Source organism: Bacillus sp. 22446 (assembly GCF_052044955.1).
Taxonomy (GTDB): Bacteria; Bacillota; Bacilli; order Bacillales; family Bacillaceae; genus Bacillus; species Bacillus altitudinis.
Map to the genome: position 1 here is coordinate 1 of NZ_JBQEOD010000010.1, position 14,009 is coordinate 14,009.

The 14,009-nt window shown below is 42.1% G+C and carries 11 protein-coding genes and 1 pseudogene; 3 read left to right on the forward strand and 9 right to left on the reverse strand.

Annotation, left to right across the window (positions count from 1 at the left end):
* The 7 genes and pseudogenes from ACTJJD_RS16095 to ACTJJD_RS16125 form a co-directional block, all read right to left on the reverse strand.
* A pseudogene (locus tag ACTJJD_RS16095) lies at nt 1-904 on the reverse strand (exosporium glycoprotein BclB-related protein); the annotation flags it as partial.
* Between the two features lie 116 nt (nt 905-1,020).
* Complete coding sequence (gene ribD, locus ACTJJD_RS16100) at nt 1,021-2,103, reverse strand: bifunctional diaminohydroxyphosphoribosylaminopyrimidine deaminase/5-amino-6-(5-phosphoribosylamino)uracil reductase RibD (protein WP_081114571.1); 1,083 nt, start codon at nt 2,101-2,103, stop codon at nt 1,021-1,023.
* A 281-nt stretch (nt 2,104-2,384) separates the two neighbouring features.
* Nucleotides 2,385-4,142, reverse strand: a complete 1,758-nt coding sequence (locus tag ACTJJD_RS16105; protein ID WP_035391378.1) for a WD40 repeat domain-containing protein — start codon at nt 4,140-4,142, stop codon at nt 2,385-2,387.
* 4 nt (nt 4,143-4,146) lie between these two features.
* Nucleotides 4,147-4,950: a formylglycine-generating enzyme family protein gene (locus tag ACTJJD_RS16110; protein ID WP_024718589.1), complete on the reverse strand. Its 804-nt coding sequence runs from the start codon at nt 4,948-4,950 to the stop codon at nt 4,147-4,149.
* Between the two features lie 32 nt (nt 4,951-4,982).
* The gene (locus ACTJJD_RS16115) at nt 4,983-5,708 is read right to left on the reverse strand and encodes a GTP cyclohydrolase II (RefSeq protein ID WP_017360404.1); all 726 of its coding nucleotides are present in this window, start codon (nt 5,706-5,708) and stop codon (nt 4,983-4,985) included.
* Between the two features lie 512 nt (nt 5,709-6,220).
* Entirely contained in the window at nt 6,221-6,877 is a 657-nt protein-coding gene (locus tag ACTJJD_RS16120) for a class I SAM-dependent methyltransferase (RefSeq protein WP_007496773.1), read from the reverse strand.
* A 933-nt stretch (nt 6,878-7,810) separates the two neighbouring features.
* The gene (locus ACTJJD_RS16125; protein ID WP_007496775.1) at nt 7,811-8,158 is read right to left on the reverse strand and encodes a general stress protein; all 348 of its coding nucleotides are present in this window, start codon (nt 8,156-8,158) and stop codon (nt 7,811-7,813) included.
* 222 nt (nt 8,159-8,380) lie between these two features.
* Here ACTJJD_RS16125 and ACTJJD_RS16130 point away from each other — a divergent pair, with 222 nt between their 5' ends.
* Together ACTJJD_RS16130 and ACTJJD_RS16135 are read left to right on the forward strand one after the other, a co-directional pair.
* Nucleotides 8,381-8,758: a YfmB family protein gene (locus tag ACTJJD_RS16130; protein ID WP_017366799.1), complete on the forward strand. Its 378-nt coding sequence runs from the start codon at nt 8,381-8,383 to the stop codon at nt 8,756-8,758.
* A gap of 121 nt (nt 8,759-8,879) precedes the next feature.
* Complete coding sequence (locus ACTJJD_RS16135; RefSeq protein WP_282833986.1) at nt 8,880-9,884, forward strand: NADP-dependent oxidoreductase; 1,005 nt, start codon at nt 8,880-8,882, stop codon at nt 9,882-9,884.
* Nucleotides 9,885-9,922: 38 nt separating this feature from the next.
* On the opposite strand, the gene ACTJJD_RS16140 is transcribed toward ACTJJD_RS16135, so the two are convergent.
* Entirely contained in the window at nt 9,923-11,065 is a 1,143-nt protein-coding gene (locus ACTJJD_RS16140) for a DEAD/DEAH box helicase (RefSeq protein ID WP_440608638.1), read from the reverse strand.
* Between the two features lie 152 nt (nt 11,066-11,217).
* On the opposite strand from ACTJJD_RS16140, the gene ACTJJD_RS16145 reads away from it, so the two are divergent.
* Entirely contained in the window at nt 11,218-12,771 is a 1,554-nt protein-coding gene (locus tag ACTJJD_RS16145; protein WP_008343192.1) for an ABC-F family ATP-binding cassette domain-containing protein, read from the forward strand.
* Between the two features lie 46 nt (nt 12,772-12,817).
* Here the strand turns inward: ACTJJD_RS16145 and ACTJJD_RS16150 are convergent, their stop codons facing one another.
* Nucleotides 12,818-14,008: an MFS transporter gene (locus tag ACTJJD_RS16150; RefSeq protein ID WP_251211113.1), complete on the reverse strand. Its 1,191-nt coding sequence runs from the start codon at nt 14,006-14,008 to the stop codon at nt 12,818-12,820.
* Nucleotide 14,009: the final 1 nt, after the last annotated feature.

A 14,009-nucleotide genomic window follows, 5' to 3' on the forward strand; every position in this document is an offset into this window, starting at 1 on the left:
CTGTTCCTGTTGCCCCTGTGGCACCCGTATCTCCTGTGGCTCCGGTCGCTCCGGTTGCGCCTGTATCTCCAGTAGCGCCAGTCGCTCCTGTTCCTGTTGCTCCTGTGGCACCCGTATCTCCTGTGGCTCCGGTCGCTCCAGTTGCGCCTGTATCTCCTGTTGCTCCTGTTCCTGTTGCTCCGGTTGCACCCGTATCTCCTGTCGCACCCGCAGCGGCTAGAAGCGTATAATCTGGTGATGTATCCGGTGTACCCGTTGGTGATGCTGTGTTTGCAAGATACGTTCCACCTTCATATGTCACTACTTGACCCAATGGATATCCTGGTGCCGCTGCCGCATCAAAAGGAACGACTCCAGTTAGACCTACACCAGTGGCTCCTGTTGCACCCGTCGGACCTGGATCTCCGGTGACACCTGTTGGTCCTGTACCTGTTGCGCCCGCAGCTGCTAAAAGCGTATAATCCGGCGATGTATCAGGCGTACCTGTTGGTGGTGCTGAATTTACCACATACGTACTGCCATCATATGTCACCACTTGACCTACTGGATACGCCGGGGCTACCGCTGGATCAAATGCTACAATCCCTGTTAACCCAACGCCTGTTGGGCCTTGTGGACCTGCCGGGCCGGCTGGACCCGCTGGGCCTACTGGACCCACTGGACCCGCCGGACCTGCTGGGCCTCTCCTTCCTCTTCCCCCTGGCGGTCCTTGAATGACACACACACAAGGATCTTTTCCGCAGCATGGATTTTTTACTGGTTTCCTTTGTTTGTCTGATTTACCTTTCTTACAACTATCACATTCCCAGCCATCATCCTTATACGCATCATACCAGCTTCCTTTTTGGTAGTGGTCTGTCGAATGAGTTGGGTATATCTTTCCGCATTGTCTACATTTTCTCATAGAATCACCCCCATCCATCGTATTCATCATGATCGATAAAGGTGTATGTACAATTTTATTTTTATCAAAAAATTTGAAAGGCCTTGCACCCTACGTGCAAGGCCCTCTCTCCATCGTTAAAATGTCATCGTCATTTTTAAATCTTTTCCTACCATACTATATTCAATATCCGCTGGACGGATCGCCTTTTTTAGTTTTTTCACACCTTCTCCTTCAAAAAAAGTAGGTGCATCTTTCCCTCCGATTAATAAAGGTGCCATATAGATAACAGCTTCGTTCACAAGGGATGCTTCTAAAAATGACGCACTCACACTGCCCCCTGCCTCTACAAGCACTGACATCACAGAGCGCTTCTTCAACATGTGTAACACATCCTGAAGATCTGTCCGGTATTCTCCGCTTGTAACAAATACTTGATGACCTTTTTGTATCAACTGTTGATACTTTTGATGATCATAATCTTGTGATGTACAAATTATGGTTTCTGCCCTATGATCTGTTAAGCATTTGGCATGAATCGGTATCCTTAATGTTGAATCTAAAATGACACGAATGGGCTGATGGTTGAATGAATCCTTTACAATTAAGCCGGCATCATCTTGAATAATCGTTTCCACTCCTGTCAGCACCGCATCTGCTTCTTGACGTAAGCGCTGCACTTCTGTTCTCGCTTCTATTCCAGTGATCCATTTGCTTTCTTGCTCAGCCGTGGCAATTTTCCCATCTATCGAAATAGCTGATTTTAAGACAACATAAGGAAGGTTTGTTTGCATCAAATGAAAAAAAGGAGCATTTAAACGATCTGCTTCCTGTTTACATATCCCTTGCTCCACTTCAATTCCAGCCTTTTTCAAAAAGGCAATTCCTTTACCTGCAACAACCGGATTCGGATCTTGGGTGGCAATCAACACTTTCTTCACACCACTGCTAATAATCGCTTCGGTGCAAGGGCCTGTTTTTCCGTGATGTGTACAAGGTTCGAGTGTCACATACATGTCAGCTCCCTTCGCCTTTTCTCCTGCCATTCGCAGTGCATGAATTTCAGCATGCGGTTCGCCAGCCTTCATGTGCGCACCAATCCCAACGATCTCACCGCTCTGAATAATCACTGCACCAACAAGCGGATTGGGTGAGGTTTGTCCTTTCATCGCCTTCGCGTTGGCAATCGCCAGCTTCATATAAAAAACATCGTCTTTCATCTCGGGCTCCTTTCTTCTCTCAAGGGAAAGAACTCCTTCAGAAAATGAAGGAGTTCTATTCTCATGTGCTATACTTTCTCAAGCCGTTTCTTTTCAGATCGATCATAGTAAGGCAAGGAATAAAACAGTTTATATGATGCTCGTTGTTTACAAAAACAGCATTTGCGACATTCATATTTATTAATGAGGAGCACATGCGGACAATTGAGTACAGTCAGACCTTTTTTCATATGTTCCTTGCAAACACTTATCATGAGAATCCCCCGCTTACATTCTTTTTCTTAATGAGAGATTACTTCTTTCGGAAATTGTTCAAATAAGCGCAGTACTTCCGTATGTGTGCCATCTTCTCGAATATGATAAATACCACCGTCATATGAGCTTGCATACACATCATTTCCTAGTTGTCTAATGGCACTAATACCATTCTTAGCAATTCGAATCGGACCTGTATTGACATCTAGCTCTGGATTCCAGACCACAATATACCCCCAATAGTCTCCGCTCACAATATAGCCAGAGTCTGTCACAGTGATGGATTTAATGGAATATTGATGCTCGTTGTGCTGATTTAAAATTCTGCCTGTATGCAAATCAAACAATCGGACGTTTTTATCACGGCTGACAATGGCAATACGATCTCTTTTGCTATCAATAAATACATCATTTAACAGCTCTGTCGCCCCGATATATTCTGCTGTTAAGGACAAACTCTTTTTATCGAGAAGACAGATGGTTCCTTCAACTGCCGCTGTGATGATATGATCTCCTTCTACCTTTAATGCTTTGACTGCGCAATCATGTGCTTTAGAACGGCCGATTTCCTTTAAGTGTTCTGTCGAAATGACATGCACATAACCGCCATAAGTGCCAATATAAAATTGACGATCCTCCTCATGGAAATACACACTATTGACAGGACCTGTGTTGAGATCAAAAGAGACCATTTGCTGCAATGACTCGTGTACAATATGCACCTGACTCGCATGATCGCCCCATGCATAATAGCTTCCATCCCGTGCAACAGCCACTCCATTTGTGAGAACACCTGTTGATTTTGCGATTTCGATTCCATTCTTTCTGAATTTTCCGTCATCTGATGCAGTGATAATATCACCCGCTTCAGTCAACGCAATATCATTAATAGAAGGTGTCGCCAATTCCTGCTCATCAGAGATCACTTTTCCTTCTTGAATGGACCATTCACAATACGTTTTCCCAAAGCTGGCTCCTAAAATGGCTTGCTCGTCTTCTGTCCAAACAAGCGAGCGCTCCCATTGATATTTATGAGGCAGCAACGTATCAATTAAATCACCGGTTTCATAATTCCACAGCTTAATTAGATGGTCATAACCCGCTGTAAGCAAGTAGTTACCGCTCGGTGAAAAATTCACACGTTTCACACCTTGTAAATGAGCTTTAATGATTTTTTTCTCCTGTAATGTAGCGGCATCATAAATGATAACTGTGCCATCATCTCTGCCAAGGGCGAATACTTCTTTTTGATTGCTGCCGCTGATGGTATCCAGCTCATAATCAAACGGGCCAATTTCACCTACAATTTCTCCTGTTTCATAGAGCCATACAAGGACATAGCCATCGTCACCAGTTGTATAAGCTTTATCCTCATGAATCCATACAGCTAATACATCCTTGCTATGTCCATGAAATTCTCTTAAAATGGCTCCCGTTTCAATATCCCAAACTAAGCATCTTCTGTCTCTGGACACCGATACAAGAAGCGTATCCTGTTTTGCAAATGCGACAGCTTCCACATCATCCGCATGACCATATAGCGTACGAATTCTTGTATGTGTGCTAGTATCATATAATTGAATGGTATAGTCTGACGATGCACTCGCTAAATACGTTCCATTTTCCGAAAGGGATAAAGAGTTGATGATATGCTCGTGACTGCCAATAAATGTTCCTTCTCCCGTGGCACGGTCCCATTTATAAATACAGCGGTCATAGCCACCTGTGTAGACAATTTGGTCATGCTGAGTTGATAAAACGGATGTAATCGGTCCTCTATGCATGGTTTTACACTCCCACCTTTATATGTTGTTTTTGACGAGTAACTACACGAAAACCAGTAAATCGAAAAACAGGGTCTGGGTGTTTCCCGTGTCTTCTTGCGACTCTGCATAAATCTCCGCCTCTTGCGAAGGAGCCACCTTTTAAAATGTAGTAATCACTGCCGAGTGTCTCGGTTAAATCATCTACAACCTCAATTCCGCCTTCATATATGTGATACTTGGTGTTGACCCATTCTTCGACATTGCCACCCATATCATATAGTCCAAATAGAGATCTTCCTTTTTCGTAATGACGGACAGGTGTCGTTTTTTCAATATTTGATTCGTGCGTATTACAATAAGAGGGGTCAAACTCATCTCCCCAAGGATATTGATGTCTCGTATTGCCCCGGGCAGCATATTCCCATTCTTCCTCAGTAGGGATCGATACCTCATATCCAAGCTTCCCGCTCAGCCACTGACAAAATGAGAAAGCTTCCTCGATGTCCATGCCCCAAGCTGGATGGTCTTTTCCCCCGCCAAGTTCTAGGTTCGTCAAGCTCTCTGGATAAGGCTTTCCTGTCTCGTCGCAATAGCTTTGATACCATTCATTTGTGACGACCGTATCTGAAATGAAAAATTCGCTCATATACGGCTGATAAGATGGAAATTCTTTGTACAACCATTTTTGAAATTTTTTCTCACGGCCATAGGCTGGATTCAGAAGTTTGTCCTTCCAAAATTCTGATGCCTTTTTCATATCTTCTTCATTACTTCCAATCGTCGCATAGCCGCTTGGGATTTGAATCCAATTGATATCAGGTTTCACGCTTTTCTCCCGCCTTCTTTAAATAAACTCATCTACTGATTAATTAATTTCTTCTCATCGACCATATGCCCTGATGCTGCTTTTGCCTTTAAATATGCTTCATTATAGAGAGAGGCTTCTACCGTATGATCAAACCGTAAAACCGGAAGACCGTAAGCAGCAATGGAATCGACTTTATCTGGATTATTGGTTAAGAGATGCAATGGTTTCCCTTTGTTTAAATAGTGCAAGACAGCCGCTGCTTCCTCGTAATGCCGATCATCATCTCCGCAGCCGATCAACCTGTTCGCCTCAAATGTATCCAGTTTCATTTCCTGTAATTTATACGTGAAGGCTTTGGCCATTAGCCCAATAGAGCGCCCTTCTTGATTGGCCATATACACAAGCATGCCTTTTCCGTAATCGGTGATTTTTTTTAGCGATGATGCAAGCTGTGGACCGCAATCACATTTCAGTGACCCAAACACATCCCCTGTTTGGCAGACACTATGAATTCGCACAAGCGGCGGCACTTCATTTTCAAAGTCGCCAAAAAGGAGACAAGAGGAAAATGTTTGCTGCTCGGTACTCATTTGTACAATAGACTCAACCGTTGGCGTTGTATCAGCTTCTACAGACGCAAAGGCATACCATGTAAACTGCACTTCTTCATGTTCAATAGAGATCGGCAGGTTCACTGGCCCCACGAGCAAATAGTGTTTTTCTTGAAATGTAAAATGATGAATCATTGATTGTAGTTCAGCTACAAACTTGTTCATTTGTCTCCCCCTATTCATCACTGCACCCCATTGAACTCTCTCAGCGCAGTGATGGCGTGATGAATATGTGTATGCACTCCCTTTGCACCCTGAGCACCGGTTCCAGCTAGAATCATGGCTCAGGAGAAATTTCCTGACATACTGGCTGAATAGATGTGCGATGCCAATCATCCATCAGTACCTTTCATAAAGACTCTTTTTAGACTGTCACTTGTCCAGTACAAAGGAGCAGAAATCGAGCTTCATACGCTGTATTCTCTGTAAGAGAGCAACACCATTTGATGATTCTTGAATGGAAACTGACATGCTCTTTCTCTAAAAGAATATCTCTGCTAGCTTCGAGCTGCTTTCTCCTTTACTAGAAGCTCTGGTCCTTCAAATGCACGTCATCCGGTTGTACCCTTTGATTGGATGAATAGTCCGTACTTCAATTCAGCTACATTGATTGAAGCACTCGCCTAGGTATGCACCAAGAACCATCACATCAAACATCGCGTTTATCCTCCTTTGCACTAGATTTTGACAGCAATGACATGATGCTGGCTGATCCCAGCCTTCGCTTGTAATGGTGTAATCGAAACGAGCTCAAGTCCTGATGTACAAATCTTTTCTCCAAGCTGAGTATCTGAGAATGAAAAATGGAAGCGTCCATCTTCTCCGATTAAGCCTGTTTTCCACTCTTCTCCCCATACAACAAGGGAAAAGACACCACCTTCATGAAGCAGCGAGGATATCTGCTTTAAGTATCGTTCGTGGTCATCAGGATGCTGATGGTGAAAGCAGCCATGATCTAAAATCAGATCAAACGTCAGCTCGCGCCCTTGATCCATTGACCAGGACATAAAATCTTGATGATAAAAATGGACAGGAACCTCTTTTCTTTTCTTTAATCCTTGCCATTCCTCATGTTCATAAAGATCAATGCCGGTATATGCCGACAGTCCTTGTAAATGTTCAAGAGCCCTGCCGTTCCCGCAGCCGATATCCAGCACAGAAGCAAGTGCATCCTTTTCCCTGGAACGCCATGCCTTGAGAGACATCACAGCAGCGTCTGTTAATGATGGATCAGTAGACCACATATCTGTTCTTTGCTCATAGTGTTCTTGAAAAGCCATGCGCATCTTCTCTAAATACAACCCGCTGTCTTCATGATACAAAGCCTTTTTCATCACGTGACCTCCTTCAATTCACAATCACCTTTCCTAACAAAGGTGGTTTTCAAGCAAAAAGCCTTATGATAAAATGAAAGATGGATTTTTTAGGAAATCTGTTTTCTGAAAAAGGAGAGAAGCATCCCACATGTCACTCTTCTTTTTCAGCACTCATCTTCACATACAACCACAGCCATTCAACTGTTACAGCGCCTTAGTTTGTTATACATTTTCTTCATATGGGTTCACCTCCTTAACAGCGTTTAGAAAGCGTTTTCTTTATGATGATCCTCTGAATACCCTGAATCATATCATTGAGAAATAGGCATAGTAGAAAAACGAATCTACCATTCTAAGCTATCTATCATTCATTTCTTTTTGTCTAATAGATATTTCTTCAGTATCGCTTTGCCCCAGAAGTGCTCTTCCTTAGGTCTTAATGCATCATCCTTTACAGAATTGATCCTGAAATCCACCTATCAAAAATTTAACAACTAATTCCATAATGACTTGATTAAGCCAAATATATTGTTTTTAGATTATTTTGTCAACAAATTATTTCCTAAACATTAGAATGATTTTCTAATTGAAAATACAGGTATATTTCGTGGTTTTTTGACCTTAAAACACTTATTTCTACACAAAAATACAACTTAAACCAATAGAACTAAGAAATTTATCTACTAAATTACACAAGATTTTTATTTCATTTTGAGATAAAAATAAAGATATCATAATTATTTCCCGAATGGTTTTTTGTGATATTTTCACTACTTTTTTCTTTTTTTGATGGTATCCTTTGATGTTTCTATATTTTCAATTAGACATTTTACTGTTTATCCCAATTTTTCAACCTTTCTTATTATAGTGAAAAAGACAGATGGTAGATTTTAATTATCGCAGCATGAAAAAAAGCCCCTTACAAAAGTAAGAGGCTTTTTACGATGGCGTTTATGCCCAATTTTTCACTTTTTCATGGTCAGTCACAAAGAGAAGAACTTTTCCTTCGTCTAAATGTTCTTCGAATGTCTCAGCTTCTTCTTTTGAGAAACCAATTTCGTGAATCTTATTGCGGAGTTCATCTCCCTTTTTGCTAAAGATGTTTCCAACCGCATGCTTGAGTCCAACTTCTTTTGGACCTATCGTATTGGCATCTGCATTGCTTGCAATACGCTCAGTTCGATCATCGTCATGGGACAGAACATAAATGTCCTCTCTTGCAACACCGAGTTGTTTTAATTGCTCCACATCTCTTTGAAGTGTTTCATCATTTGAATACTCTCTTACAACAGGTTTCATTTATTATTCCTCCTTTAACGTCTTACGAATCTTTTACCCGTCACTTTTGTCATTAAACCCTCCTCCGGCACATCCATTTTTACTCTGTGAACTTAATGCGTCTATGGACTTATTTTTGACAAAAAGACTGTAAAAATGACTAAATTTTCTGAAAAATTATATGCTTTCCTTGTCATTTGTTGTACAATTCTTATACTGGAGGCTAGAAATGGGGTGGAGCTGATGTATTATTTTTCAGCTGAGCAGCAGTTTAATGCATGGGTTGTCAGTGATTTGGTGAAACAGCTTTTTCAAAAATGGAATCCTGAAGAATCAAAAGCAAAGCCGCTTACTTTGTTTGCTGAACAGCACTTTCACATCTGCATCGATTATCTCTTTTCTATTATTATCAACATTGGAGATATCGAGTCAATCGAACAAGATCCACAAGACCTGTTGTCCTCATATTTAAATATCCTTTTTCCTTTTGTGACGCACGATATGATGAAAGCCTCCATGCAAAATGCAAATGAATATTTGTTAAAAGAACGTGATGCGGATGAGTATCAACTGTTTGGTTGTCTCCCGCCGCTCCTTTCTGTCTCTCTTCAAAAAAAGTAGTCCCCTTCTTTTAGATGGTGGCTGCTTTTTTGTATGTGCTTGGAAAAGACCGTATGTTTTGAACGAAAAGAAGCATCATGTTAATGTAAATCTAGGTTGCAAGTGAAAGGGAGGATTTGACATGAGTCAACAAAAACAAATTCAATTAGCAAAACGTCCAAAAGGGTTACCTACTAAAGATGTTTTTCATTTTGAAACAGTTGATATACCAACGCCGCAAGATGGCGAAGTCTTGATTCAAACGAAATATGTGTCTGTAGATCCTTACATGAGAGGACGAATGCAAGATACAAAATCCTATACACCTCCGTTCAAGCTGAATGAAGTCATTCAAGGTGGTGTGGTCGGAGAAGTCGTCGAGTCCAAATCTCCTCAATTTGAGAAAGGTGATTTTGTACTTGGATTCCTTGGCTGGCAGGAATATTCTACTGCCAAAGCAGAGTCTCTGACAAAAATTGATCCATCCATTGCGCCGTTATCTTATTACTTAGGGATTTTGGGCATGCCAGGACAAACCGCCTATTTTGGACTTCTTGCGATTGGTCAGCCAAAAGAAGGCGAAACTGTTGTCATTTCTGGAGCCGCAGGTGCCGTTGGTTCTGTTGTCGGACAGATCGCTAAAATCAAAGGTGCCCACGTCGTAGGAATTGCCGGATCTGATGATAAGCTGGCTTATTTAAAAGAACTGGGCTTTGATGAAACCATTAATTATAAAACAACAAATGATTTAGATGACGCCATTGCAAAAGCCTGTCCAAACGGTGTCGATGTGTATTTTGACAATGTGGGCGGCGACATCTCTGATGCTGTAATGAATCATTTGAACCGTTTTGCACGTATTCCAGTCTGCGGTGCCATTTCTTCTTATAACATTAGTGCAAACGAAGACATTGGCCCTCGTGTGCAAACAAAACTCATTAAAACAAGTGCATTGATGCAGGGCTTCATTGTTGCCAACTACTCTGATCGTTTTGAAGAGGCAGCAAAAGATCTCGCACAATGGGTAAAAGAAGACAAACTCACATATAAAGAAACAATCATTGAAGGCTTTGACAACATTCCTGATGCATTCCTTGGACTATTCAAAGGGGAAAATGTCGGAAAACAACTTGTCAAAATTTCATAACACAAAAAGGACCCTGCCAATTATGGAGGGTCCTTTTCTTATGCCTGCTTGGGCGCAAGGTGCAGCTGGCCTTGCTTATACACAATTTCTTCAAGCGAAAGATTCAGCTTTTTCGCCATTTTTTTCAGCATTGATTGCTCTTGAGGTGTGACAAGACTGATGACTGCGCCTTCTTTTCCTGCGCGTCCGGTTCTACCTGAACGGTGGATGTAGCCCTCTTCATTTGGCATATCTGCATGAATCACATATGGCAGATCATCAATATCGATCCCTCTTGCTGCGATATCTGTTGCAAGAAGAAGCGGGAATTCACGCTGTTCAAATTCCTTTAAGATGACAGCACGCTCTGCTTTTTTCGCTTCACTGTGAAGCACGCCAAGGTCGACATGGTGATACGCTAATTTTTCTGCATAAATGCTCAAATTCGTAATATCTCGCACAAAGACGAGTGCCTGCATGTCCTCAAGCCGTGATAGCTTTTGCAGTAATTTCACCTTGTCACGCTGATCACATAACAGGTAATAATGCCCTACCTTCTGCGCTTCTTCTTGGCTTCTGCTAATTTTCAATACTTCTGGTTCAGATGCAATGTCTTTGATCAGTTGAACAGTTTCCTCTTTCAACGTCGCAGAGAAACAAAGGATTTGTCTTTCTTTTAATGTGGATTTAATGATCGCTTGGATCGTTTTCATATGCTCTGGGACAAGAAGCTGGTCTGCCTCGTCTAACACGATCGTTTTCACTTCATGCATTTTCAGTTTCTTGATTTTGATTAACTCTTGTACGCGACCCGGTGTCGCCACCACGATATTCGGGTGTTTTTTTAGCTTTTCCTGCTGCTTCTTGATGTTTGCCCCGCCTATTAAGGAAATAGCTTTGATGTCTGAACCTTGTTTGAACTCTTGCACGACATCAAAAATTTGCATCACAAGCTCTCTTGAAGGTGCCAAGATTAAGACTTGCGGGTGTTTGATACTCACATCAATTTTATTTAAAAGCGGCAGAACATACGCTAGGGTCTTCCCTGTTCCAGTAGGTGATTCTGCGATCACATCGCGTTTTTCCGTAATCCACTCTGCTGTTTGTTCTTGTATCGCTGTTGGCTTCTCAAAGCCAGCCGCTTCAAAGTTCTTTTGAATAAATGGCTTTGCTTCTTTCAAAAATGCCCAATTTTCCGTCATGTTGATCTCCTTTATCCTCATTCAATCTATCCTTAAGTATCTCAAAATCAGCTTTGAAACGCAATTTTTCTTTTGATGCTTTTATCGAGCCGGACAGTTCGATATAATCATGAGAGGCACTAGCCGTTTTGAATCTATTTGAGGTGTAAAAAATGATATTATCTGTTAAAGATTTAAGTCATGGCTTTGGCGACAGAGCCATTTTCCACGAAGTCTCCTTCCGGTTATTAAAAGGCGAGCATGTCGGCTTGATCGGCGCCAACGGTGAAGGAAAGTCAACGTTTATGAATATTATTACTGGCAAGCTTGAGCCAGATGCAGGAAAGGTCGAATGGGCAAAAAATGTCCGTGTCGGCTACCTCGATCAGCATACCGTGCTTGAAAAAGGAAGAACCATTCGTGAAGTCCTTCAAGATGCATTCCATTATTTATTCTCAATGGAAGCCGCAATGAATGACATTTACGAAAAAATGGGTGAAGCAGATCCTGATGAACTGGAAAAGCTTTTAGAAGAAGTAGGCGTCATTCAGGATGCCCTGACGAACAATGATTTTTATATCATTGATTCCAAGGTAGAGGAAATTGCAAGAGGTCTTGGGTTAACAGATCTCGGGCTCGATCGTGATGTGACAGAGCTGAGCGGCGGACAGCGTACAAAAGTACTGCTTGCGAAATTGCTGTTAGAGAAGCCTGAAATTCTTCTTCTTGACGAGCCGACCAACTATTTAGATGAACAGCATATTGAGTGGCTGAAGCGCTATTTGCAGGAATATGAAAATGCGTTTATCCTCATTTCACATGATATCCCGTTCCTAAACAGTGTCATTAACTTGATTTATCATGTCGAAAATCAAGAACTCACGCGATACGTTGGTGATTATGATCAATTTAAACAAGTGTACGAAGTGAAAAAGCAGCAGCTAGAAGCAGCGTATAAAAGGCAGCAGCAAGAAGTGGCTGAATTAAAGGATTTTGTCGCGAGAAACAAAGCACGTGTCAGCACTCGAAATATGGCGATGTCTCGTCAAAAGAAACTCGATAAAATGGACATGATTGAATTAGCGGCAGAAAAACCAAAACCAGAATTCCACTTTAAACCTGCACGTACATCAGGGAAATTGATTTTTGAAACGAAGGATTTAGTCATTGGGTATGACGAACCGCTCTCTCGTCCATTGAATTTAAAAATGGAACGCGGGCAGAAAATTGCATTATACGGTGCCAACGGTATCGGAAAAACGACACTGCTCCGAAGTCTTCTTGGAGAAATCTCCCCCATTTCTGGTGAGGTGGAACGCGGAGAATTCCTGCATATAGGCTACTTTGAACAAGAAGTAAAAGAACAAAACAGCAACACTTGTATCGAAGAGGTGTGGAGCACCTTCCCATCGTACACACAATATGAAGTCAGAGCTGCCCTTGCCAAATGCGGTTTAACGACAAAACATATTGAAAGCCGTGTGTCTGTTTTAAGTGGTGGTGAAAAAGCGAAGGTCCGCCTTTGTAAGCTGATCAATGAAGAAACCAACCTACTTGTTCTCGATGAGCCGACAAACCACTTGGATGTCGATGCCAAAGAAGAATTAAAGCGCGCATTAAAAGAATATAAAGGCAGCGTCCTATTGATTTCCCACGAACCTGAATTTTATCAAGATGTGGCCACTGAAACTTGGAATTGTGAATCCTGGACAACCAAAGTATTATAATCACAAAAAAGCCTTATATCTCATGCAGATATAAGGCTTTTTCTATTTAATGACCTGCTTGAATATTGATGAGATGTTTCCGGCCAATTAGCAGGATGATCATGCCTAACAGAACGACAGCCGCCCCAACATAGTAAGGGGTGCTTGCAGTAAAAGATTCAGCAAGTACGCCGGCAATCCAAGGAGCAATCGCGCCCCCAATAAACCGCACGGCACTGTAAGAGGATGAAGCAATGGAACGCTCAACCGGTGCTGATCCCATCACTGCGGTCGTGAGCACAGTATTGATCATACCAAGAATACCCCCAGCAATGACAATTCCGCAGATGACGACTACAACATGTGAAGTCCAGATTCCAATACCGAATAAAATCACAGCAAACGAAGCAAACAGAACCACAAGAGAAGTCAATGTTCCAAGCTTGCGATGAATGACCGGCGCTGAGAAGACAGATGTCACAGCCAAAAATAATCCCCATCCAAAAAAGACATAGCCAAGACCATGCTCATCAAGCTGAAGCACAAATGGCGAATAAGCTAGAAGAACAAAGAATCCAAAGTTATATAAGAAAGCAGCAGATGCCATCGTTAAAAGCCCCTTATATTTCAAGGCTCCAACAGCTTCAAATAACTTCACCTTTTTCTGCGGCTTTTGCATAGGTGGCAGCATAAAGGTAATGGCTAAAAGAGCAACGAGCATTAACACTGCCACACCAAAGAATGGCCCACGCCAAGAGATCGTTCCAAGCTCACCGCCAAGGAGCGGCCCGACAGAAATCCCAAGACCTAGTGCCGCCTCATATAAAATGATGGCTTTCGCACTTCCTCCAACAGACACACCGACAATTACTGATAATGCCGTTGAAATAAATAAGGCATTCCCAATGCCCCATCCGCCTCTAAAACCAATTAATTCATTAATGGTTGAAGAAGTACCACCTAAAGCAGAAAAGACAATAATAAAAATAAGTCCTATTAATAACGTCCATTTCGCACCAATCCGACTAGAAATAAAACCGGTAAAAAACATCACAAAGCCAGTCACAAGTAAGTAGCTCGTAAACAAAAGAGAGACCTGACTTGGAGATGCATCTAATTGTGATGCAATGGCAGGCAAAATCGGGTCTACAAGCCCTATGCCCATAAATGAAATCACACAAGCAAAGGCCACCGCCCAGACGGCCTTTGGCTGCCTAAGCAGACTTGTACGCTGTTTCAACACTTCTTCTTCCTTCATT

Coding starts and splice junctions, on each gene's coding strand:
- ribD (WP_081114571.1), bottom strand. CDS start 2,103: ATGAAAGACGATGTTTTTTATATGAAGCTGGCGATTGCCAACGCGAAG.
- ACTJJD_RS16105 (WP_035391378.1), bottom strand. CDS start 4,142: ATGCATAGAGGACCGATTACATCCGTTTTATCAACTCAGCATGACCAA.
- ACTJJD_RS16115 (WP_017360404.1), bottom strand. CDS start 5,708: ATGAACAAGTTTGTAGCTGAACTACAATCAATGATTCATCATTTTACA.
- ACTJJD_RS16120 (WP_007496773.1), bottom strand. CDS start 6,877: ATGAAAAAGGCTTTGTATCATGAAGACAGCGGGTTGTATTTAGAGAAG.
- ACTJJD_RS16125 (WP_007496775.1), bottom strand. CDS start 8,158: ATGAAACCTGTTGTAAGAGAGTATTCAAATGATGAAACACTTCAAAGA.
- ACTJJD_RS16130 (WP_017366799.1), top strand. CDS start 8,381: ATGTATTATTTTTCAGCTGAGCAGCAGTTTAATGCATGGGTTGTCAGT.
- ACTJJD_RS16135 (WP_282833986.1), top strand. CDS start 8,880: ATGAGTCAACAAAAACAAATTCAATTAGCAAAACGTCCAAAAGGGTTA.
- ACTJJD_RS16140 (WP_440608638.1), bottom strand. CDS start 11,065: ATGACGGAAAATTGGGCATTTTTGAAAGAAGCAAAGCCATTTATTCAA.
- ACTJJD_RS16145 (WP_008343192.1), top strand. CDS start 11,218: ATGATATTATCTGTTAAAGATTTAAGTCATGGCTTTGGCGACAGAGCC.
- ACTJJD_RS16150 (WP_251211113.1), bottom strand. CDS start 14,008: ATGAAGGAAGAAGAAGTGTTGAAACAGCGTACAAGTCTGCTTAGGCAG.